The sequence below is a fragment of the Plantactinospora sp. BB1 genome, from assembly GCF_003030385.1.
Taxonomy (GTDB): Bacteria; Actinomycetota; Actinomycetes; order Mycobacteriales; family Micromonosporaceae; genus Plantactinospora.
In genome coordinates this window covers 414,027-433,487 of record NZ_CP028159.1, presented here as the reverse complement: position 1 = coordinate 433,487, position 19,461 = coordinate 414,027, and the positions used below count along the sequence as shown (strand labels likewise).

The following is a 19,461-nucleotide window of genomic DNA, read 5'->3' as shown; positions in this document are numbered from 1 at the left end:
GGGGAGGAGGAGCGGTTTCAGCCCTTGACCGCGCCGATCAGTACGCCCTTCGTGAAATGCCGCTGCACGAAGGGATAGACGACGAGGACAGGGACGATGGAGAGCACCAGGATGGCCATCTGGATCGCCTCCTGGGGCGGAAGTGCCGCGCCGGCCGAGCCGAGCTGGTCGACGCCGAGCTGGGTCTGGTTGACCACGTACGTCCGCAGCACGAGCTGCAACGGCCACTTCGCGGTGTCGTTCAGGTAGAGCAGGGCGCTGAAGAACGCGTTCCAGTACGCCACCGCGTAGAAGAGGCCGATCACCGCCAGTACGGCCTTGCTCAGCGGCAGGACGATCCGGAACAGGATGGCGGCGTCACCGGCACCGTCCATCCGGGCACTGTCGATCACCTCCCGGGGCAGGTCCATGAAGAACGCCCGCAGGATGATCACGTTGAACGCGTTGACCGCGACCGGCAGGATCAGCGCCCAGTAGCTGTCCAGCAGCCCGAGGCTCTTCACCACCAGGTAGCTCGGGATGATGCCCGGGGCGAAGAGCAGGGCGAGGAGCACGACCATCAGCAGCGGCCGGTGCGCCACCGACCGGGGACGGCTGAGACCGTACGCCAGCAGGATGGTGGTGGCCATGCTCAACGCCGTACCGGCGACGGTGACGAAGATGCTGACCAGGGTCGCCCGGGTCACCACGCCACCGGAGAGGATCGCGGAGTACGCGGCGAAGCTGACCTCGTCCGGGACGAGCACGAAGCCGCCGTCCCGGGTGATCTGCTCGTGCGTGGCGAGGCTCGTCGAGACGATCCCGAGGAAGGGTACGACCACCGCCGCACAGCAGACCGCCAGCACGACGCCCTTGAGCGCGCGTACCGGTCGGGACGCGGCGGGGACACCCGCGATGGTGGCCCGGTTGCTCATCGCTGGTAGACCCCCTGCTCTCCGAAGCGGTGCGCGAGCCGGTTGGCGCCGAGCACCAGGAGCAGCCCCACCAGGCCCTTGACCAGCCCGACGGCGGCGCTGACCCCCCAGTCACCGGCGAGGATGCCGTTGTTGTAGACGTACGTGTCGAGCACCTCGCTGGCGTCCGCCCCGACCGCCGCCTGCTGGAGCACGATCTGCTCGAAGCCGACGGTGAGCGCGTCACCGAGCCGCAGGATCAGCAGCAGCACGATCAGGCCGCGCAGTCCGGGCAGGGTGATGTGCCAGAGTTGCCGCCAGCGGGTGGCACCGTCCACTGCGGACGCCTCGTAGAGCGTGCCGTCGATCCGGGAGAGCGCGGCCAGGAAGAGGATCGTCGCCCAGCCGGCGTCCTTCCAGAGCACCTGCCCGGTGACCAGGGCGAAGAAGGCGTCCGGATTGCTGACGATGCTGACCGTGCCGAGGTCGTGGTCCCGGAGGAAGTTGTTGAGCAGGCCGCCGTCGCCGAGCAACTGCATGAAGATCGCCACCACGATGACCCAGGAGAGGAAGTGCGGCAGATAGAGGACGCTCTGCACGGTCCGCTTGAGCCGCTCGGACATCAGGCTGTCCAGCAGCAGCGCGAGGGCGATCGGGGCGGGGAAGACGACCAGCACCTGGAGCAGGGTGATGATCAGGGTGTTGGTCAGCGCGTTCAGGAATGCCGGGTCGCCGTTGACGATGATCCGGAAGTTCGCCAGCCCGGTCCACGGGCTGTCGAGAATTCCGACGTACGGCTGGTAGTCCTTGAACGCGATGACGTTGCCGAGCCACGGTAGATAGTGGAACGTCAGCAGGAGCGCGACCCCGGGAAGTGCGGCGAGCAGCAGGATGCGGTCCCGCCGTATCCGTTCCCACCACGACAAACCGGCCCACCCCATTCAGTACCGCCGGATGCGACGCGTGAACACGATGGATCGCGACAGTTCCGGAAGTCGGCTGTTACATCCGGGTAAACCTAGAGTCACCCCTGAAGAGCGTCAAGACACGAATCGATGCCGTCGGCACCACCTGCCGAGCCGCGCGGGTGAACCCGTCCGGGGCGGTGCCCGGCAGCGGATCGTCGCGGCTGCTCAGTGCTGGAGTGCCCGGGCCAGTACCGTGACGTCCTCGTCGCCGAGCCCGTGCTCGACGGCCCGCTGCCACTGCGCGGCCAGGCTGTTCGCCACCGGGAACCGGTCGATGTCGACCTCGTAGAGCGCCAGGTTGACGTCCTTGAGCCCGAGGGAGAGCGAGTACTGCGCCGAGTACTCGTCCCGGCCGATCCGCTCCAGCTTCTCCGCCGCCCAGGGGGAGACCAGCGGGCTGCCCTGCAACGCGCCGAGCACCGTCGCCCGGTCCAGGCCGAGGGAGTGCCCGAGCGCCATCGCTTCGGCGATCCCCTCGGCCAGGAAGGCGAGCAGCATGTTGTTGACCAGCTTGAGCCGGGAACCGGCGCCGACCGGGCCGGCCCAGACGGTCCGCTGCCCGAGCGCGTCGAAGACCGGGGCGATCCGGCCCCGGGCCTGCTCCGGGCCGGAGGCGAGCACCACCAGTTGACGCCGTTGCGCCGGACCACGGCTGCCCGCCACCGGGGCGTCCAGCAGGATCACGTCCGGGCGCTGCTCGCGGGCCAGTCCGGCGATCCGCTCGGTGTCGGAGACCCCGATGGTGCTCATCTGGGCCCAGATCGCGCCCTCGGCCATCGCGGCCAGCATGCCCTGGTCGATCGCGATGGATCGGACCGCGTCCCCGTTCGTCACCATCGTGATCACCACGTCGGCCCCGCGTACCGCGTCGGCCGGGCTGTCGGCGACCTCGGCCCCCTGCTCGCCGAGGAGCCGGGCGGGTCCCGGGCGGCGGTTCCAGACGACGGTCGGCAGGCCGGCCCGGACGAGGTTGGCCGCCATCGGCTGACCCATGCCACCCAGCCCGAGTACGGCCACCCGCTGCGTCTGCGCCATCGGTGCTTCCCCTCGTTGCGACTGCCCCCGTCCGGCAGCGTAGGTGACCGGGCGGCGCCGCCGACCCGAAATCGAGTCGACTCGTTCTGCCGCCGGCACGGTCTTCGGTGGTCCGGCGGGGGACAGAGCCTCCGGTCAGCGGGATCGGAGAATGATGTGAGCGATCACAACCGCTGAGGCGGCGACCGGTGCAGCCACGTCGTGACCGATAGTGCACCTTCCTGACCTACTCGGCCAGTTCCTGCAACACACCCAGAAGATCGGCTGGAACTCCGACGGCACCCCCAACCCCGGCGTACCGGTCCGCACCGGCACCACCATCGCCGGCCCCTCCGGCGACTCGTAACCACCTACACGGCCCGCTGGGACGCCTGCGAAGCGCGGCGCCCCAGCCCGGCCACGAGCCGCGACGACATGCACGACGCATTCCCGGATTCTGATCCGACGGGGGCGGGTCAGCCGTGCATCGGCAGCCCTAGAAGGGCGGCCAGTGCGAACCGGGAGGCGGCGTGGGGTGCACCCGCTTCCCGCCGCGCATCCCCGGCGGCCAGCGCCGGTCGATGACGGCCGCGGCCTCCCTACAGGCCAGGCAGGCATCGGGCCAATCCGGCACCCACGGGTACGCAGAGGCGCGCAGGCCGTCGTGCCGAATGCCGCACAGGGTGGTGCCGTACTCCTCGTGGCTGGACGCCTCGTCGTAGGCGTGGCCCACGCCCTCGGGCAGCTCCACTGCTTCTGCCCGTTCCCAGCGCCGGTGCATGGGCCGGTACTGCGGCCGTGAGACCTCCTGCGGGTGGTGTCCCAGCTCGGTCCAGGCGTAGCACCAGGAGCAGAACCACCGCTCCCGCACCGGCAGGTCCGACCTCCTTCGCGGTTCCGCTACCGGCATCCGTCGCATCTGGTGGCCACAGACGTCACAGGTCACGTCCCGATCCTTCCGGACGGCGCGGGAGCCCCCAAGCGACCGCCTCGCGGTGCAGGGTCGCCTCCCGGCGGACCGGTCGGCGAATACTACTCAGCTCAGCCGGTCAGCACCGAGAGCGCGGCGACCAGGTAGAGGCAGCCGCCGAGACACACCGCGATCCCGGCGACCGCCGGCAGCCAGGCCGCGGCGGTCGCCGCCATCGGCCAGCGTCGAACCGTACCGGTCAGCAGCGCGACGCCGCGGATGGTGAGCACCCCGACCCCGGTCAGCGTGCCGGCCATCCCGATGCCGAAGGCGAGCACCAGGACGAGTGCGTCCAGGGCCCGGCCGGTCAGCAGGCCGCTGACCAGCACCAGGAACGCGGAGGGCGAGGGCAGCAGCCCGCCGGAGAGGGCCAGCAGGGTCAGCCCACGCCGGGACCACGGATCGGTCGGCGCGGGTACGTCGTGCCGATGCCCGTGCGCCTCCGCATGATCGGGTACCGGTACGGCCCCGTGCCCGTGCCCGACCAGGACCCGGCCGTGGTCGTGGCTGTGGCTGTGGGTGTGCGGGTGGGTGTGGGTGTGGGTGTGCGGGTGGGAACCGGCGCCGCGCAGCTGTCGCCAGCTCAGGTGTGCGCCGACCCCGATCACCAGCAGCCCGGCCGCCACCTGCATCCACGCCGTCAGCGTCCTGGTGCCGAGGCTCGCGGCGCCGCTGAGTCCGACCCAGGCGAGCGCCAGCACCAGGACGGAGAGGGTGTGCATCGCCGCCACGATCACGCCGAGCCGGACCGCGTCCCGATAGCGTCCTCTGGTGCCGACCAGGTACGCCGCCGTCACGCTCTTGCCGTGGCCCGGGGCGACCGCGTGCGCGGCGCCGACCCCGAGCGCCACCACCAGGGCGAGCCAGAAGACTCCCCGGCCGTCGAAGAGGGCGACCAGCCGGCCCTCGAAGCCGGTCACGACCGGCTCCGGGAACGCCGACGCAGCCGTACCGTGACCAGCGCGGCGACCCCGACGAGCAGGGCGGCGCCGACGCCGGCCAGGGTGGCTACGGTGCTGCCCGGCAGCCCGCCCGCGCCGGGCGTGAAACGGACCCGATGGGTCTGCTCGGCGGCGGTGAAGAGCGTCCGCTCCGGTGCGGCCGGGGTCTGGCTGGTGAGCATCGTCCGGTACGCCTCGTTCAGGTCGGTCAGCGCGCCGACGGTGACGTCGAGGTCGACCACCTCCGCCGGGCAGTCGAAGACGAGCCGGGCACCCTCGTCGAGCAGCCGGTCGAGGGTGTCGAGCCGGCCCGGGCACGGGGTGCCGCCCTGCCGCACCGCGATCCGTTCCAGCAGGTAGTCGTGCACCCGGGGCGAGCGCTGGAGCTTCTGCTCCCCGGTCAGGTCGGTCGCGACCGCGCCGAGCGCCGGGTCCTCGAAGGCGCCGAGGGACTGGCCGAGCGCCACCCAGTCGTCCTCGGCGGCGAGCCAGGCGAGGTTGACCCGGGAGCCGTGCACGCTGATCCGGGCGGTGGAGGGCGGGCCGAACGGGTGCGCGGCGGCCGGGGCGGCCGGGACGGCGAGCGCGGCAAGCACGGCGAGGCCGGCCAGGCCGAGCGCGACGGCCGGGGACGGGAAGCGGGCGATCAAGGAGTCTCCTGACGTACGAACCGGGCCCGGACCACCGCCCCGAGGCGACGGTCCGGGCCGGGTGGGAACTACTTCGTCACGGTGATGGCCGGAGTGGTGATCTGCTGGTTCTCGCTCTCCAGGTAGACCACGTGGCTGGTGTTCTTCTTCGCCGAGGGCGGCAGCGCGAAGCTGTACTCGAGCCGGCCCAGCTCGTCGGCCCTCTTGTAGCCGATGAACACACCCTTCCTGCCCGCGCCGTCCTTGGCGTTGCGCAGGTAGACGGTGACCTCCTCACCGGGGTCGTAGCCGTAGGCGTCGACCCTGACCCTGCCCTTGGCCTCGACGATGGTCTTGTTGACCCTGGCCTGCTCGCCGACGGTGTTCTCCGGGGTACGCAGCTCGTTGACGGTGCGCTCACCGGCGGCGTTCTTCCGGATCACGACGCCGTCGTGGTGCTGGCCGTTGGCGTACCGCGCCTCGTAGCGGATGCTGTCGCCGGTGACGTCGATGAGCTGGTAGAGCTGCTTGTCCTCCGCCTGGCTCATGATGTCGGCGTTGTTGTCGGTCCAGACCGAACCGTCGACGTCGTACATCTTGCCGCCGGAGACCGACACCGCGTAGACGGTGCTGTCGTGCACGGTCAGCGACCGGCGCGACGAGGTCACGCTGCCCCGGCCGTACGTGTGGTCGTGGCCCTGGAGCACCAGGTCGACGCCGTACTTCTCGAAGAGCGGGCCCCACTGCGCGCGGACCACCGGGTTGTTCCGGCCCTCCGCGGTCGAGTAGACCGGGTGGTGGAAGGTCACCACCGTCCACTTGTTCGGGTTGTTCTTGAGCAGCCCCTCCAGCCATGCCGTCTGCGCGGCCATCACGTCCGGGATGCCCTGCACGTTGGTGTTCAGGCCGATGAACCGGACACCCTGGTAGTCGACCGTGTACGCGGTCTTGGCCAGCTCCGCCGGCCAGCCCGCCGGCCCGTTGTCCGGATACGGGAACTGCGGGGTCCAGAACGACGAGAGCGCGCTGCCGCTGTACTCGTGGTTACCGGGGATCGAGATGTTGTTGATCTGGCTGTCGATGAAGCCGCCGGCCTGGTACCACTGCCCCCACTGCTCCTCGCTGTTCGCGGAGTCGATGAGGTCACCGGCGTTGACGATCAGCCTGGCCTGCGGACGGTCAGCGAACGCCTGCCGGAACACCCGGGGCAGTGCCGAGTCGAGGTAGTTCTGCGCGTCGCCGTAGTAGATGAACGAGAACGGCTTGGCGTCGGCGGTCGCCGTGGTGAAGTCGGTCCAGGCGCTCCAGTTGGTGCCGTCGCCGACCCGGTAGGTGTACCGGGTGCCCGGCTTGAGGCCGGCGAACTCCACGGTGTGGTAGGTCGAGGCGTACCCGAGGGAGGTGTTGACCGACCTGGTCGACATCGCCTTGACGACCGAGACCGTGCCGGCGGCGGGCGTCACCTGGCCGAGCGCGGCGGGCGCCTCCAGGATCTCGGCCTGGGCCCACTCGGGGGTCGTCTCGGCCCGCCAGGTCACCCGCTGGGAGGTGGCCGGAGCGGTGGTCGGGGTGAGGATGATGCGGTCGGGCATCGGGGACGGCCGGTGGATCTCGGCGGCCGGGTACTTGCCGGGTGCGGCGTCACCGAACGCCACCGGGCTGACCGCGAAGCCGCCGACGAGCATGGCGGCGGCGCCGATGGCGGCAAGCCTGGCCCGCCGGGAGCCCGGAATCCAGGGTCTCTTGACGTCAGTCACTACAGGGATCACCTTTCGGGTGAAAGCGGGTACTGCCGCCGGCCCGCAGCCGGTGGCCAAGGGCATTCATCCAGAGGTGGGCGACGGGCGGTCGACCGTCGACTGGCCGCCGGGTGAACGGGCCTGACCAGCGGATTAATTCATGATCAACAGGCGGTGTCCGGTGCCGGGCTTCATCCTGGGGAGATCCTCCGGCCATCGGCGGGGAACCGGCCGTTCACCCGGGTCCACCTACCATGCCGGCGGCAGGTCGGCCCGGGTCGTCGCCTGCCGGCAGCCCGCCCGACCGTCGACCGTACGGAGCACGATGAAACTGCCGTCCCGCCGCTGGGCGGTGGTCGCCACCGTCGGCACCCTGGCGGCGCTCGCCGCGATCGAACCGACGGTCGGGCCGCCGATCGTCAAGGGGGACAGCTTCGTCACCGCCCAGACCGGTGGCCTGCTCAACATCGAGGGCGGCGAGTGCTTCTCCGACCCGGTGTACTCCCGGGAGGCCGCCGAGGTGGTCGTCCGGTACGAGCCGTGCGAGTCCGGCGCCGACAACCAGTCGTACGGCTTCCTGCGCGCCGGTGACGGGCCGTGGGACCGCGCCGGACTGGCCGACTTCGCCTGGCGGGGCTGCCGGGGGTACTTCGACCGGCGCTGGCCGGACGGCAACGGCGGCACCCTCGACTTCTATCCGGTCCTGCCGACCGAGCAGACCTGGGCGGACGGCGACCGTACGGTGATGTGCGTGGTCTACCGGCCGCGCGGCCGGCTCACCGACTCGGTGCTGCCGCTGCGGTGAGCCGGGGGTGCGCGGTCAGGCGCGGAGACCGCCGTCGACCGGCAGGCAGACGCCGGTGACGAAGGAGGCACGGTCGCTGAGCAGCCAGGCGGCCGCCTGGGCGATCTCGTCCGGCTCGGCGGCCCGGCGCAGCGGGGTGAGTTCGTTGAGCCGCTCGACGGCGGCCGGCTCGTCGTCGGCCCACTGCCGGATCACCCCGGTCATCGTGGTGCCCGGGGCGATGGCGTTCACCCGGATGCCCTCCGGGCCGTACTCGACGGCGGCGGTCTCGGTGAGGCTGTTCACGGCCCGCTTCGTCGCCGCGTACGGGCCCAGTCCCGGTGCGCCGCGCAGGCTGCCGACACTGCTGACGTTGACGATCGCCCCCGAGCCGGCGGTGGCCCGGATGGCCCGGATCTCCGCGGTCATCGCGAGGAACAGCCCCCGGTAGTTGACGGAGGTGACCAGGTCGAAGTCCCGCTCCGTGGCGTTCACCATCGGGGTGTGCGGGATCGAGATGCCACCGTTGTTGAACGCCACGTCCAGCCGGGCGTGCAGCCGGATCACGCTCTCCACCGCCGCCTGGACGCTGGCCCCGTCGGTCAGGTCGGCGATCACGTAGTCGGCGGTACCGCCCGCGTCGCGGATCTCCCTGGCCACCTCGGCGAGTTCGGACTCGGTCCGGGCGGCCAGCACCACGGTGGCACCCTCGCGGGCGAAGAGCCGGGCAGCGGCGGCGCCGATGCCGCGACCCGCGCCCATCAGCAGCGCGACCTTGTCGCCGAGCAGGCCGACTCTGCCGCCCGGGGCGTTGGTTCCGGTCATGAGGTCACTCTCTCATCACGGAACGGTGATCCGCAGGTACGCTCCGCATCTGCTCGTTCCGGTCGCGCCCGGGTCACCGGGAGAGGTGGACGTGGCCCTGGTCGCCGGCCGCCTCCAGGTCCCAGCGCTTGCCGAAGGCCTGCAACCGGCCGAACCTGATCCGGCCGAAGTCCGTCGGCAGGTGCGGGTCGATCAGCAACTGACCGTCGCGGGCGTCCAGGCCGAGCAGGGTACGGACGAAGAGCAGCGGCGCCGCGCTGGCCCAGGCCTGCGGGGTGCACGCGGTCGGGTACGGGACCGGCTTGCGCCCGTACGAGCGGTCGTAGCCGGCGAACGCCTCCGGCAGCCGGTGCGCGGAGAAGTCCGCCGCCTCCAGCATCGCCACGATGACCCGGGCCGCCTCGTCGCGGTACCCGTACCGGGCCAGCCCGTGCGCGATCAGCGAGTTGTCGTGCGGCCAGACCGTGCCGCTGTGGTAGCCGATCGGGTTGTAGCACCTGTCGGTGGTGGAGGTGGTCCGGATGCCCCAGCCGGAGAACATGTGCGGGGAGAGGAGCTGGCCGGCGATCACCCTGGCCCGCTCCGGCGGCACGATGCCGCTCCAGAGCAGTTGCCCCATGTTCGAGGTCATCGAGTCGATCGGCCGCTTGTCCCCGTCGAGACCGACGGCGTAGTAACCGCCCCGGTCGTCGATCCAGAAGTCCCGGTTGAACCGCTCCCGGAGCTGGTACGCCTCGGCGCGCAGCCGCTCGGCCAGTTCCGGATCCCGCAGCGGGCCGTCGGCGAGTTCGGCGATCCGGAGCTTCGCGTCGTAGGTGTAGCCCTGGATCTCACAGGTCGCGATCGGCAGTACCGGGATCGAGCCGTCGGAGTAGGCGATGCCGTCGGGGGAGTCCCGCCAGGAGTGGTTGCCCAGCCCCTGCGGCGAGCGGGTGGCGTACTCGACGTACCCGTCCGCGTCCAGGTCCCCGTAGCGGTCGATCCAGCCCAGTGCGGCGTGCACGTTGTCCCGGAAGCGCCGGACGAAGTCCTCGTCCAACGTCCAGCGCCAGTACTCGGAGAGCAGGATCAGCCAGAGCTGGGTCGCGTCCGAGGTCCCGTAGTAGGGGTTGTGCGGCTTCTCGCCGGTCCGGGTCAGCTCGCCGCTGCGTACCTCGTGCAGGATCTTCCCCGGCTCCTCGTCCCGGAAGTCGTCCAGCCTGGTGCCCTGGTAGTTGGCGAGCGACCGGATGGTGCCCCGGGCGAGCCGTGGCCCGAACGACAGCGACTGGTACGCCGTGACCAGCGAGTCGCGGCCGAAGACGGTGAGGAACCAGGGCAGGCCGGCGGCCGGCAGCACGATCGTCTCGTCGCCGATGGTCTGCTCGATCCGCAGCGCCACCAGGTCCATCTTGGACTTCTCCATCACCCGGCTCAGCAGGTCGGAGTCGAGATCCTGGGTGGGACACTCCTCCCGCCAGGTGTGCGTGGGATCCTCGCCGACCAGGTCGAAGCCCTGGCCGAACCGGCGGTGCAGCGAGGGCATCTCGGTCGGCCGGCGGGGCAGTGCCACCGACACCTCGGCCTGCCACTTGAGTCCCGGTTCCAGGCGCAGGTCCCAGATCAGGTCGTTCTCCTCCACCCGGTCGGCCGGCGGCGACACCTGGATGTCGGTGACGGCGGTGAAGTCCGCGTTGCGGTAGGTGAAGCAGAGCCGGGAACCGTCGGTCGAGTAGTCCCGGGTGATGCTCGCCGAGCGGTCCCGTACCCGTTGCTTGATCTCGAAGAGGTCCGCGAAGTCGGTGCCGACCCGGAGCCGGAGCTGCACCGACTGCACCTCGTTGGCGAAGCACTCCAGCTCGATCCGTTCCTCCATCGCGTCGCTGATGAACCGCTGCCGGCGGACCCCGACGCTGTTGGTCGGCACGTGCGGCAGGTCCGAGTTGGTCAGGAAGAAGGCCGCCGAGTCGTCGTCGACCAGCCCCGAGCTGAGGATCAGCAGCGGCGCCCCGCCCAGGGTCAGCTCCCACTGGCTGAGCAGCCGGGTGTCGTCGTGCACCAGCCCGCCGATGGTGCCGACCGGTACGTCCCCGGCGGCGTTGCTCACCATGAACGACCGGCCCTCCACCACCGCCACCGCGTCCGGCCCCAACTCCGGCGGCTGGGTACGCACCACCGAACTCGGGGCGTTGGCGCTCGTCACCACCCCGGGGGTCGGGTCGGCCGGGGTGGGACGCCGGACAACATTCGTCACGGCAGCCCCCTTCGCCGGCACGAGAAGCGCGGCCATCCTGTCGACGCCAGCCTAGGCAGCGCCGGGGCGGCACCGGTGCCGAACGCGGGAACCCGCTCCTCGACCTGTCCGGTCCGGTACCGGAAGGGGGATTCGACGGCTCTGCCGAGCAGGTCCGAGATCATGCGGCGATGGCCAGCGTCGCTGCTCAGCCTTCCACGCCGGTGGCGGTGTGCGCGGCGCCGACGGGCTTGGACTGTGACGATCCGCGCTGTCGCAGATAGATGGAGAGGACCACCATCGAGGTGACCGCGAGCAGTTCCGACTGCCAGTTCTGTAGGGTGCGGTTCCAGAAGTCGGGTTGCCCCAGATACTGGCCCCAGGACACCGGGTCCTGGAGGTTGCCGAGTTGCTCCTCGTTGTAGGCGGCGACCCCGCTGATGGACTGGGCCAGCCACGACAGCAGGAAGATCGCGCCCATGACCAGGCCCAGCGAGTGGGAGAACAGGGCCCGCCGCAGGCCGCCGACGCGGGCCCAGGCCGGCGACGTGTCGGCGGCGTGCGCGCCGACCATCTGGTCCTCGTCCGATTCGGGGCCGGCCTTGTCGAGTTCCTTGGACTCCGGTGAGCCCTTCTGGAGCAGCCAGACGGTCAGGAAGATGTAGAGGAAGAATTGCAGGTACTCCGACTGCCAGTTCTCCGTGACGTCGACACCGAAGCTCGCCGACGTCACATACCGGCCGAGCGACACCGGTGGAAGGCCCTCGCTGAGCTGCCGCTGGTTGAAGTCGGCATGCCCGGCGAACGCCTGACCGACCAGGGCACCGAGGAACAGCAGACCGAAGACCAGACCGAGGGAGTTCTCGCGCAGGAAGCGCCTCACCGGTGCAGCACCCCCAACACGGAGAAATAGATCAGACCGGCGGCGACCACGAGCAGCAGTAGAACGAACTGGAGTCGCATGGTTCAACCTCCCTGGAGCACACAGTCGTAGGGCTCGTCACCCCGGGCGGTGCACCCCGCGGCGACCACGCGCCAACCGCCGGGGAGGACGGCGAGGAAGACGGTGTCTCCGCTGAGCCGCACCTGTGCCCGCTGGCCGTACACGTCACTGGCGACCACCACCCCCGGTTCGGGCAGGTCCTCGGCCAGGATCGCCTCCGCGCACGGCTTGTCGGCGGACTGCTCCAGCTCAGCGGCGGTGTCGGGTGCCAGCAGAGCGCAGGCGGCAGTCCCGTCCTCGGCGGTGACGGCGGTCAGCGTGCGTACCGCGACGGCAGCCGCCGCGTCGCCGCGGTCGGTCACCGAACCGCACCCGGCCACGGTCAGTACGGTCAGCGCCGCACTGCCCACCGCCACACCTGCGAACCTCATGCGGGGCTACATCCCCCCGCGTGACGCTCCCCAACCGGGATCGTGTCACCGATTCGTATCGGAGCGGTGCGATCCGCCCGGTTCGACCAGGCGCCTGGGGGTAAGGCGCAGGGTGGGAGGGTCGAGACGAGGAGGCGGCGGTGGCGGACGCGACGGTGTCGGATCTGGTGGTGTCCCGGTTGGCGGACTGGGGTGTGGACCGGGTCTTCGGCTATTCCGGGGACGGCATCGACGGGGTGATGGGCGCGCTGCGGCGCGCCGGTCGGCCGGAGTTCGTGCAGGCCCGGCACGAGGAGACGGCCGCGTTCATGGCGTGCGGGCACGCCAAGTACACCGGCGGGCTGGGCGTGTGCCTCTCCACGCAGGGGCCGGGTGCGGTGCATCTGCTCAACGGCCTCTACGACGCCCGGCTGGACTCCCAGCCGGTGCTCGCGCTGGTCGGTCAGCAGGTGACGTCGGTACTGGGCAGCGGCTACCAGCAGGAGATCGACCTGGTGCGCCTCTACGGGGACGTGTGCGCCCAGTTCGTGCAGACCGCGTACACGCCCGAACAGCTGCCCATGCTGTTGGACCGGGCGATCCGCACGGCGCTGGCGACCCGCAGCCCGACCTGCGTGATCCTGCCCCACGACGTGCAGACAGCCCCGGCTCCCAGCCTGCAAGCCCACCAGCACGGGGTCATGGTGACCAGCCCCGGGCTGCCGGTGCCCGAGCTGCGCCCCCGGGCCGACGACCTGCGGGCCGCCGCGGAGCTGCTCGATGCCGGCGAGCGGGTGGCGATCCTGGTCGGGCAGGGCGCCCGCGCCGCCGCGGCCGAGGTGGTGGAGCTGGCCGAGGCGCTCGGGGCGGGCGTGACGGCGTCGCTGCTGGGCAAGCCGGTGCTGGACGAGGCGCTGCCGGTGCACACCGGGGTGATGGGCCACCTGGGCAGCACCGCCAGCAGTGTGCTGATGCGCGAGTGCGACACGTTGCTGATCGTCGGCAGCAACGACCCGTGGTCGGAGTTCTATCCGGCACCGGGGCAGGCCCGCGCGGTGCAGATCGACATCGACGGCCGGCGCCTGGGCGTACGGTACCCGGTGGAGGTGCCGCTGCTCGGCGACGCCGCCGAGACCATCCGGGCCCTGCTGCCGCTGCTCACGTCGCGGTCCGACCGAAGCTGGCGGCAGCGGATCGAGGACGAGGTGGTCCGCTGGCGGGACATCGCCCGGCGCCGGGCCACCGCCGAGGCCGAGCCGCTCAACCCGCAGTACGTCCTGCACGCGTTGACCGACCGGCTGCCCGGGGACTCGCAGGTGTCGGTGGACGTCGGCTCGGTGACCTACTGGTACGCCCGGCACCTGCGACTGCCCGTCGGTGTCGACGCGCACCTGTCCAGCACGCTGGCCTCGATGGGTTCGGCGCTGCCGTACGGGCTGGCCGCGAAGCTCGCCGCCCCGCACCGCCCGGTGGTGGCCCTCGCCGGGGACGGGGCGATGCAGATGAACGGGCTCGCCGAGCTGCTCACCGTCGCGCACCGGTGGCGGGACTGGGCCGACCCACGGTTCGTGGTGCTGGTGCTGCACAACCGCGACCTGGCGGAGGTGAGCTGGGAGCAGCGGGAGATGGAGGGCGATCCCCGCTTCGTCGACTCCCAACGCCTGCCCGACGCCCCGTACGCCGGCTGGGCCGAGTTGCTGGGCCTGCACGGCGTCCGGGTCACCACACCGGCCGAGGTCGACGCCGCCTGGGACCGGGCCCTGTCGGCGGACCGGCCGACGCTGATCGAGGCGGTCGTGGACCCGGCGATTCCGCTGCTGCCGCCCGCCCAGCCGTACGAGAAGGTCGCGACCATGTACCAGGCGCTCAGGCGGGAGGAGACCGAGCTGAGCCGGCGGGCGCTGGCACACCTGCGCCGCGAACGGGCGACCGAGGGCTTCGACGACCCGCACTGACCCGGACGGGTCGTCGTCCCGCGTCCAGGTGAGTCGCCGGTGGAGCAACCCCGGTGCGGGTGGCGGGGCGACGTGCAGGATCGCTTGTGGACGATCAATAGCATCGGTGCCATGGGTGCTGGGCGGGCTCCGCCTCGGGCACGGCGACGGACAGCTCACCATCCCGCTGGGTGCCCGGGCGACCATCGACGCCGCCGCCGGGACCCTGACCGTCGAGGCGGGCGTGCGGTAGCCGACCTCCGCCGGCCCGGTGGTGGCCGTCCCCGCCGGAGGGCGTCAGCCTCGCGAGGACGACCACCACCGGCGGTGGCGTCTGCGGCTCGGCTTTCTAGAGCCGGCCGTCCGGGTAGCGGGTCAGATAGCCGCCCATGGTCCGGAAGTAGTCGCCGGCGGCGTGTTCCCGGCCGTCGTCGGTGCGTACCCGGGTGATCGCCAGGCCGGGGCGGTGCCCACGGCGCGCGTCGGCGCCGGCCACGATGACCACGCCGTCGCCCTCCCGGTAGAAGATCCGGCCGGGCGTGCCGCCGTAGCGCCCCTCGGAGACCCGGGCGGCCAGGATCCGCAGTCGCGCGCCGTCGTGGTGGGTGAAGGCGTTCGGGTACGGGTCGGACTGCGCCCGGACCAGCCGCTCGATCTCGTCGGCCGGCCAGTTCCAGTCGATCCGGCTCTCCTCGATCGAGCGCTTGTGGAAGAAGCTCGCCTTCGAGCGGTCCTGCGGGGTCCAGTCGGTGCGGCCGGAGGCGATCAGCGCCAGTCCGTCCACGGTGATCGGGCCGAACAGCTCCAGCGTGCGGTGGAACAGGTCGGTGGTGGTGTCGGTCGGGCCGACCGGTATCGCGCGTTGCAGCACGATGTCGCCGGCGTCGAGCGTCTCGTCCATCAGGTGCGCGGTGACCCCGACCTCCTGCTCGCCGTTGAGCAGCGCCCAGATCAGCGGGCTGAACCCGGCGTACGCGGGCAGCAGCGAGTCGTGCACGTTCAGCGTCCCGTACGGCGGCAGGTTGAAGATCTCCGGCGGGATCCAGGTACGCCAGTTGGTCGCCACGATCACGTCGGGCGCGGCCTGCCGGAGCCGCTCCATCAGCTCGGGGTCGCCGGGGCGCTTGCGCAGCAGCACCGGTACCTCGTGCTTCTCGGCCAACTCGGCGACGGAGTCGTCCCAGATCTTCTCGTACGCGTGTTCACTCTTCGGATGCGTGACGACCAGGGTCACCTCGTGCTCGGAGTCCAGCAGCGCCTGTAGGGTGCGATGCCCCCAGGTCTGGTAGCCGAACATCACAACCCGCATCGACGGTCTCCTCTTCGCCTCGGTTCGTCTCGCCCCGGTCGTACCGGTCAGGTGGTCCATATTGTTCTTGACCTTGGTGTAGGTTAGCCTAACCTAAATGCCACGGATGGTCGACCGTCCGCGCCAGCCGCACCGGGTCCGCACGGGATCCAGTCCTCCACCACGCCGCCGATTGGCCGGCAGACTGATGGGACAGGTATGTCACGAACCAATCGCAGCGACGACTCCCAGGTGCACGATCTCCTCGGCATCGGCTTCGGTCCGTCGAACCTCGCCCTGGCCATCGCCGTCCGCGAGGCCAGCGCCGGCCCCGGCGGGATCGGCAGCGCCGTCTTCCTGGAGCGTCAGCCCAGCTTCGGCTGGCACCGGGGAATGCTGCTCGACGACGCCACCATGCAGGTGTCGTTCCTGAAGGACCTGGTGACGCTGCGCAACCCGGCCAGCGGATTCAGCTTCCTCTGCTATCTGCAGAGTCGGGACCGGCTGATCGACTTCATCAACCACAAGAACCTCTTCCCGTCCCGGGTCGAGTTCCACGACTACCTGGAGTGGGCGGCGGCACAGGTCGACGACATGGTCCGGTACGGGCACGACGTGGTCGACGTACGCCCGGTCTGGCAGGACGGCGAACTCGACCACTTCGAGGTGCTGGCCCAGGCCGGCCCTTGCTCCGCCGCCCCGGTCAGCTACCGGGCCCGCAACCTGGTGCTGGGGGTGGGGCTGCGGCCGTACCTGCCGGCCGGGATCACCCTGGACACCCGGGTCTGGCACAGCCGCGACCTGCTGCCCAACCTGCGTGACCTGGTGCCGTCGGAGCCGACCCGGTTCGTCGTGGTCGGTGCCGGGCAGAGCGCGGCGGAGGCCGTCGACCACCTGCACCGCGAGTTCCCGGCCGCCGAGGTCTGCGCGGTCTTCTCCCGGTACGGCTACAGCCCGGCCGACGACAGCTCCTTCGCCAACCGGATCTTCGACCCGGGGGCCGTGCACGAATACTTCACGGCGCCGCCGGAGGTGAAGCAGATGATGCTCGCCTACCACGGCAACACCAACTACTCGGTTGTCGACTCCGAACTCATCGACGAACTCTACCGGCGGGTCTACCAGGAGAAGGTACGCGGCGTCGAGCGGCTCCGGATCCTCAACCTGACCCGGCCGGTCGAGACGGTCCGTACCCCCGACGGGGTGCGGATGGTGGTGGAGTCGCTGGTCAGCAACGAGAAGACCGTGCTCGACGCCGACGTGGTGGTCTTCGCCACCGGATACCGCCCGGTCGACCCGTTCGACCTGCTCGGTGAGGCGGCGCAGGTGTGCCTGCGGGACGACGCCGGGCGGGCCCTGGTCGACCGCGACTACCGGCTGCGGACCGACCCGGAGGTCCGGGCCGGCATCTACCTCCAGGGCGGCACCGAACACAGCCACGGCATCTCGTCCTCGCTGCTCTCCAACACCGCCGTCCGGGCCGCCGAGATCCTCGGCTCGATCCGCGCCCGCGCCGCCGGCCCGGCCCTCGACCGCGAACCCGAATACGTCGGCGCGCCCGGCCCGGCCTGACACTGCTGACGGGCCACTCGTTCTCGTCAGCCGTTCCGGTCGTCGGCGCTGCTGCGGTCTGCGGACGGTCGGCGGACGGTCGGCGGATGTTCGCCGGCAGGTAGCCGGGAGCGGGGCGGAGGTTCACCTGCCCCGGCGACCCTGCCCGGATGCGGGAGAGCCTCTTACCGGCCCGACTGCGCTGGCTGGGACTGCTCGGCAGCGCGCTGACGGCGGCCAGCGCCCACCTCGCCGGCTCGGCCACCGACCGGGGGCCGGGCTGGGCGGTCGGCGTCGGGTTGTGGCTGCTCGGCGCCGGTGGGCTGGTCGCCGTCTGGTGGCGGCTGCGCGCCGTCACCGCGCCGGGCTGGCTGCTCGCCACCGGGGCGCTCTGGGCGGTGCCGCTGCTGCTGGCACCGCCGCTGGGCAGCACCGACATCTACGCGTACGCCTGCCAGGGCGAGATCGCCGCCGCCGGGCTCGACCCGTACGCCGTCGGGCCGGACGCGCTGCCCTGCCGGTGGCTGAACCGGGTCGCGCCGAGCTGGCGGGAGACACCCGCACCGTACGGCTCCCTCTGGCTGCTCGTCGAGGAGTTCGCCGCGAGGGTGTCGGGCGGCCACCTGCCGCTCGCGGTGACCATGCTGCGGCTGGTGGCGATCGGCGGCACCCTGCTGGCCACCGCCGCCGGCGCCCGGCTGGCCCGGCACTGTGCCGGTGACCCGGCCCGGGTGGTCTGGCTCGGCGCGATCGGCCCGCTGCCACTGGTACACGTCGTCTCGGGGGCGCACAACGACGCGCTGCTCGCCGGGCTGGTCGTACTCGGACTGCTGGCCGCCGTCGAATTGCGTACCGTGCCCGCCCGGCTGGCCGTCGCCGGGGTCGCGTTCGGGGCCGCCGCCTCGGTCAAGGCCACCGCGCTGGTGGTGGTGCCGTTCGCGCTCGCGGTCGTGCCGTGGGCCCGCACCGGTCGGCGCCGGATCGCGGCCGGGGTGGTACTGGCCGGGGCGACCCTCGGCAGCTTCCTGCTGCTGGCCGGCGTGACCGGGCACGGCCTCGGTTTCGTCCGGACCTGGCCGGCGACCGCCGGCAGCGTGCAGTGGTCGTCGATCCCGACCGGCATCGGCATGGCGGTCGGCTACGGGCTGCGCGCGGCGGGTAGGCCGGAGGCGTTCGGCAGCGCGGTCGAGGTGGCCCGGCTGCTGGGGCTGGCGGTGCTCGGCGGCGTACTCCTGCTCGCCTGGCGTCGGGCGCTGCGCGGCGGCGTCGCGGTCGCCGTGCCCGCCGCCGGGGTCGCGCTGCTCGCCACCGCGCTGCTCGGCCCGGTCTTCTACGCCTGGTACGCCCTCGCCGGGATCGCGGTGCTGGCCGCGACCGCCGCACCCCGGGGACGGTTGGGTGTCCTGCTCGACGCCGGCTCCGCCGGGCTGGTCTTCCTCACCCTGCCGGACAGCCTCGGCCTGGTCACCAGGACCAAGCTCCCGGGCGCGCTGCTCGACCTGCTCCTGACCGGCTGGCTGCTGGCCCGCCGGGCGGGGCGGAGGCCCACCCGCCCGGCCCGGCCCGCCCGACCGCCGGCCGGTCGCTCGGGGGAGTCGGCCGGCAGGGGGTCGCGGGCAGGTGGTCGCGTCGACGGATTTTCAGCCAGCGCGCCCGGGCGTTTCCGGATGCTGGTGCGGCGCCCACGGCTGGTGCTCGGACGCTCCCCGGAGTTGGCCGGGGATTCGCGGACGGTGCTCGGCCGGGTCGACGCGTGGCGACGGCGCCAAATCCGTGCCCTCCTCGGGCGGCGCCGGATCCGTGCGCTCCTCGGGCGGCGACGGTCGCCGGTGTAGCGGGGGAGTCTCCGACCGCCTGCCGCAGGCGATTCGGCCGGCGAGCGGGAGCGGGTGTCGACCCGGCGTTCGATCAGTCGGCGCTGCCCGGTCCGGTCGGGTCCGTCGACGCCGAATCCGGCTCGGCGTTCCGTTCCTCGGCCGGGTCCTGGTCGGCTTCGGCGGCGGTCGGGTTCGGCGTGCCCCGGTTCCACTCGAAGGTGACCTTCATGTGGGCCTCGCCGGTGGTCTCGGCGACCACGAAACCACCTTTCGCCGCCACCTTGAGACCGAACTCGATCGCCACCCGGTCGGCCCCGCCCGCGTCGCGGGCCTGCGCGGCCGCGCTCTGGGCCAGCCGGTGGAACCGGTCGAAGGCCTCGCCGAACGTCTCCGACAGCCGGGTCACCACCTCCCGGGAACGACCGGCCGGGGCGACCCCGGTGACCTGGTGGGTCACCTCGACGAGCACGGTGCTCTCGTCGTCGACCGGGATCTCCACGTAGTAGGTCATTGCCGTCCTCACCCGTCGACGAACTGCGGCCG

19 protein-coding genes are annotated in these 19,461 nt (G+C 71.6%); 6 read left to right on the top strand and 13 right to left on the bottom strand.

The window, feature by feature from the left end; genetic code table 11:
- Window positions 1-17: 17 nt before the first annotated feature.
- From C6W10_RS01745 to C6W10_RS01735, 3 genes are all read right to left on the bottom strand, one after another.
- Window positions 18-914 (bottom strand): carbohydrate ABC transporter permease, encoded by an 897-nt coding sequence (locus tag C6W10_RS01745; RefSeq protein ID WP_107256042.1) that lies wholly within the window; start codon window positions 912-914, stop codon window positions 18-20.
- Window positions 911-1,819, bottom strand: a complete 909-nt coding sequence (locus C6W10_RS01740; RefSeq protein WP_234359332.1) for a sugar ABC transporter permease — start codon at window positions 1,817-1,819, stop codon at window positions 911-913. The genes C6W10_RS01745 and C6W10_RS01740 overlap by 4 nt, the downstream gene beginning before the upstream one ends.
- 207 nt (window positions 1,820-2,026) lie before the next feature.
- The gene (locus C6W10_RS01735; RefSeq protein WP_107256040.1) at window positions 2,027-2,896 is read right to left on the bottom strand and encodes an NAD(P)-dependent oxidoreductase; all 870 of its coding nucleotides are present in this window, start codon (window positions 2,894-2,896) and stop codon (window positions 2,027-2,029) included.
- A gap of 211 nt (window positions 2,897-3,107) precedes the next feature.
- Between C6W10_RS01735 and C6W10_RS39185 the strand changes: the two genes are divergently transcribed.
- Window positions 3,108-3,242, top strand: a complete 135-nt coding sequence (locus C6W10_RS39185) for a hypothetical protein (protein WP_255419747.1) — start codon at window positions 3,108-3,110, stop codon at window positions 3,240-3,242.
- Between the two features lie 129 nt (window positions 3,243-3,371).
- On the opposite strand, the gene C6W10_RS01730 is transcribed toward C6W10_RS39185, so the two are convergent.
- The 4 genes from C6W10_RS01730 to C6W10_RS01715 all read right to left on the bottom strand — a co-directional run bounded on the left by C6W10_RS01730 (window position 3,372) and on the right by C6W10_RS01715 (window position 7,172).
- A complete protein-coding gene (locus tag C6W10_RS01730; RefSeq protein ID WP_199853832.1) occupies window positions 3,372-3,746 on the bottom strand; it encodes a hypothetical protein in 375 nt (124 codons plus the stop codon).
- Window positions 3,747-3,916: 170 nt separating this feature from the next.
- Complete coding sequence (locus C6W10_RS01725; protein WP_107256038.1) at window positions 3,917-4,765, bottom strand: nickel/cobalt transporter; 849 nt, start codon at window positions 4,763-4,765, stop codon at window positions 3,917-3,919.
- Window positions 4,762-5,436 carry a hypothetical protein gene (locus C6W10_RS01720; RefSeq protein ID WP_107256037.1) on the bottom strand — a complete coding sequence of 225 codons (675 nt, stop codon included), beginning with the start codon at window positions 5,434-5,436 and terminating at the stop codon, window positions 4,762-4,764. The genes C6W10_RS01725 and C6W10_RS01720 overlap by 4 nt, the downstream gene beginning before the upstream one ends.
- Window positions 5,437-5,504: 68 nt before the next feature.
- Complete coding sequence (locus C6W10_RS01715; protein ID WP_107256036.1) at window positions 5,505-7,172, bottom strand: metallophosphoesterase family protein; 1,668 nt, start codon at window positions 7,170-7,172, stop codon at window positions 5,505-5,507.
- Window positions 7,173-7,479: 307 nt separating this feature from the next.
- Here C6W10_RS01715 and C6W10_RS01710 point away from each other — a divergent pair, with 307 nt between their 5' ends.
- Complete coding sequence (locus tag C6W10_RS01710; protein ID WP_159079185.1) at window positions 7,480-7,959, top strand: hypothetical protein; 480 nt, start codon at window positions 7,480-7,482, stop codon at window positions 7,957-7,959.
- Window positions 7,960-7,974: 15 nt separating this feature from the next.
- Here C6W10_RS01710 and C6W10_RS01705 read toward each other — a convergent pair whose 3' ends face one another.
- The 4 genes from C6W10_RS01705 to C6W10_RS01690 all read right to left on the bottom strand — a co-directional run bounded on the left by C6W10_RS01705 (window position 7,975) and on the right by C6W10_RS01690 (window position 12,349).
- Complete coding sequence (locus tag C6W10_RS01705; protein ID WP_107256034.1) at window positions 7,975-8,763, bottom strand: SDR family NAD(P)-dependent oxidoreductase; 789 nt, start codon at window positions 8,761-8,763, stop codon at window positions 7,975-7,977.
- Between the two features lie 73 nt (window positions 8,764-8,836).
- Window positions 8,837-10,996, bottom strand: coding sequence for a glycogen debranching N-terminal domain-containing protein (locus tag C6W10_RS01700; protein ID WP_234361567.1), 2,160 nt, complete (start codon window positions 10,994-10,996; stop codon window positions 8,837-8,839).
- 187 nt (window positions 10,997-11,183) lie between these two features.
- A complete protein-coding gene (locus C6W10_RS01695) occupies window positions 11,184-11,858 on the bottom strand; it encodes a DUF6766 family protein (protein ID WP_107256032.1) in 675 nt (224 codons plus the stop codon).
- 83 nt (window positions 11,859-11,941) lie between these two features.
- Complete coding sequence (locus C6W10_RS01690; protein WP_107256031.1) at window positions 11,942-12,349, bottom strand: hypothetical protein; 408 nt, start codon at window positions 12,347-12,349, stop codon at window positions 11,942-11,944.
- 140 nt (window positions 12,350-12,489) lie between these two features.
- Between C6W10_RS01690 and C6W10_RS01685 the strand changes: the two genes are divergently transcribed.
- Both C6W10_RS01685 and C6W10_RS01680 read left to right on the top strand, forming a co-directional pair.
- Window positions 12,490-14,283: a thiamine pyrophosphate-requiring protein gene (locus tag C6W10_RS01685; protein WP_107256030.1), complete on the top strand. Its 1,794-nt coding sequence runs from the start codon at window positions 12,490-12,492 to the stop codon at window positions 14,281-14,283.
- A 106-nt stretch (window positions 14,284-14,389) separates the two neighbouring features.
- A complete protein-coding gene (locus C6W10_RS01680) occupies window positions 14,390-14,515 on the top strand; it encodes a hypothetical protein (protein WP_369937670.1) in 126 nt (41 codons plus the stop codon).
- Window positions 14,516-14,611: 96 nt separating this feature from the next.
- On the opposite strand, the gene C6W10_RS01675 is transcribed toward C6W10_RS01680, so the two are convergent.
- Window positions 14,612-15,571 (bottom strand): methionyl-tRNA formyltransferase, encoded by a 960-nt coding sequence (locus C6W10_RS01675; protein ID WP_107256029.1) that lies wholly within the window; start codon window positions 15,569-15,571, stop codon window positions 14,612-14,614.
- 198 nt (window positions 15,572-15,769) lie between these two features.
- On the opposite strand from C6W10_RS01675, the gene C6W10_RS01670 reads away from it, so the two are divergent.
- Together C6W10_RS01670 and mptB are read left to right on the top strand one after the other, a co-directional pair.
- A complete protein-coding gene (locus C6W10_RS01670; protein ID WP_107256028.1) occupies window positions 15,770-17,122 on the top strand; it encodes a lysine N(6)-hydroxylase/L-ornithine N(5)-oxygenase family protein in 1,353 nt (450 codons plus the stop codon).
- Between the two features lie 149 nt (window positions 17,123-17,271).
- Complete coding sequence (gene mptB / locus C6W10_RS01665) at window positions 17,272-18,936, top strand: polyprenol phosphomannose-dependent alpha 1,6 mannosyltransferase MptB (protein ID WP_107256027.1); 1,665 nt, start codon at window positions 17,272-17,274, stop codon at window positions 18,934-18,936.
- 73 nt (window positions 18,937-19,009) lie between these two features.
- On the opposite strand, the gene C6W10_RS01660 is transcribed toward mptB, so the two are convergent.
- Window positions 19,010-19,429 (bottom strand): CU044_2847 family protein, encoded by a 420-nt coding sequence (locus tag C6W10_RS01660; protein ID WP_107256026.1) that lies wholly within the window; start codon window positions 19,427-19,429, stop codon window positions 19,010-19,012.
- Between the last annotated feature and the right edge of the window lie 32 nt (window positions 19,430-19,461).

Bases quoted from the DNA above. Each gene is read 5' to 3' on its own strand.
- C6W10_RS01745 (WP_107256042.1), bottom strand. From the start codon at position 914: ATGAGCAACCGGGCCACCATCGCGGGTGTCCCCGCCGCGTCCCGACCG.
- C6W10_RS01735 (WP_107256040.1), bottom strand. From the start codon at position 2,896: ATGGCGCAGACGCAGCGGGTGGCCGTACTCGGGCTGGGTGGCATGGGT.
- C6W10_RS01710 (WP_159079185.1), top strand. From the start codon at position 7,480: ATGAAACTGCCGTCCCGCCGCTGGGCGGTGGTCGCCACCGTCGGCACC.
- C6W10_RS01705 (WP_107256034.1), bottom strand. From the start codon at position 8,763: ATGACCGGAACCAACGCCCCGGGCGGCAGAGTCGGCCTGCTCGGCGAC.
- C6W10_RS01690 (WP_107256031.1), bottom strand. From the start codon at position 12,349: ATGAGGTTCGCAGGTGTGGCGGTGGGCAGTGCGGCGCTGACCGTACTG.
- C6W10_RS01675 (WP_107256029.1), bottom strand. From the start codon at position 15,571: ATGCGGGTTGTGATGTTCGGCTACCAGACCTGGGGGCATCGCACCCTA.
- C6W10_RS01670 (WP_107256028.1), top strand. From the start codon at position 15,770: ATGTCACGAACCAATCGCAGCGACGACTCCCAGGTGCACGATCTCCTC.
- mptB (WP_107256027.1), top strand. From the start codon at position 17,272: ATGCGGGAGAGCCTCTTACCGGCCCGACTGCGCTGGCTGGGACTGCTC.
- C6W10_RS01660 (WP_107256026.1), bottom strand. From the start codon at position 19,429: ATGACCTACTACGTGGAGATCCCGGTCGACGACGAGAGCACCGTGCTC.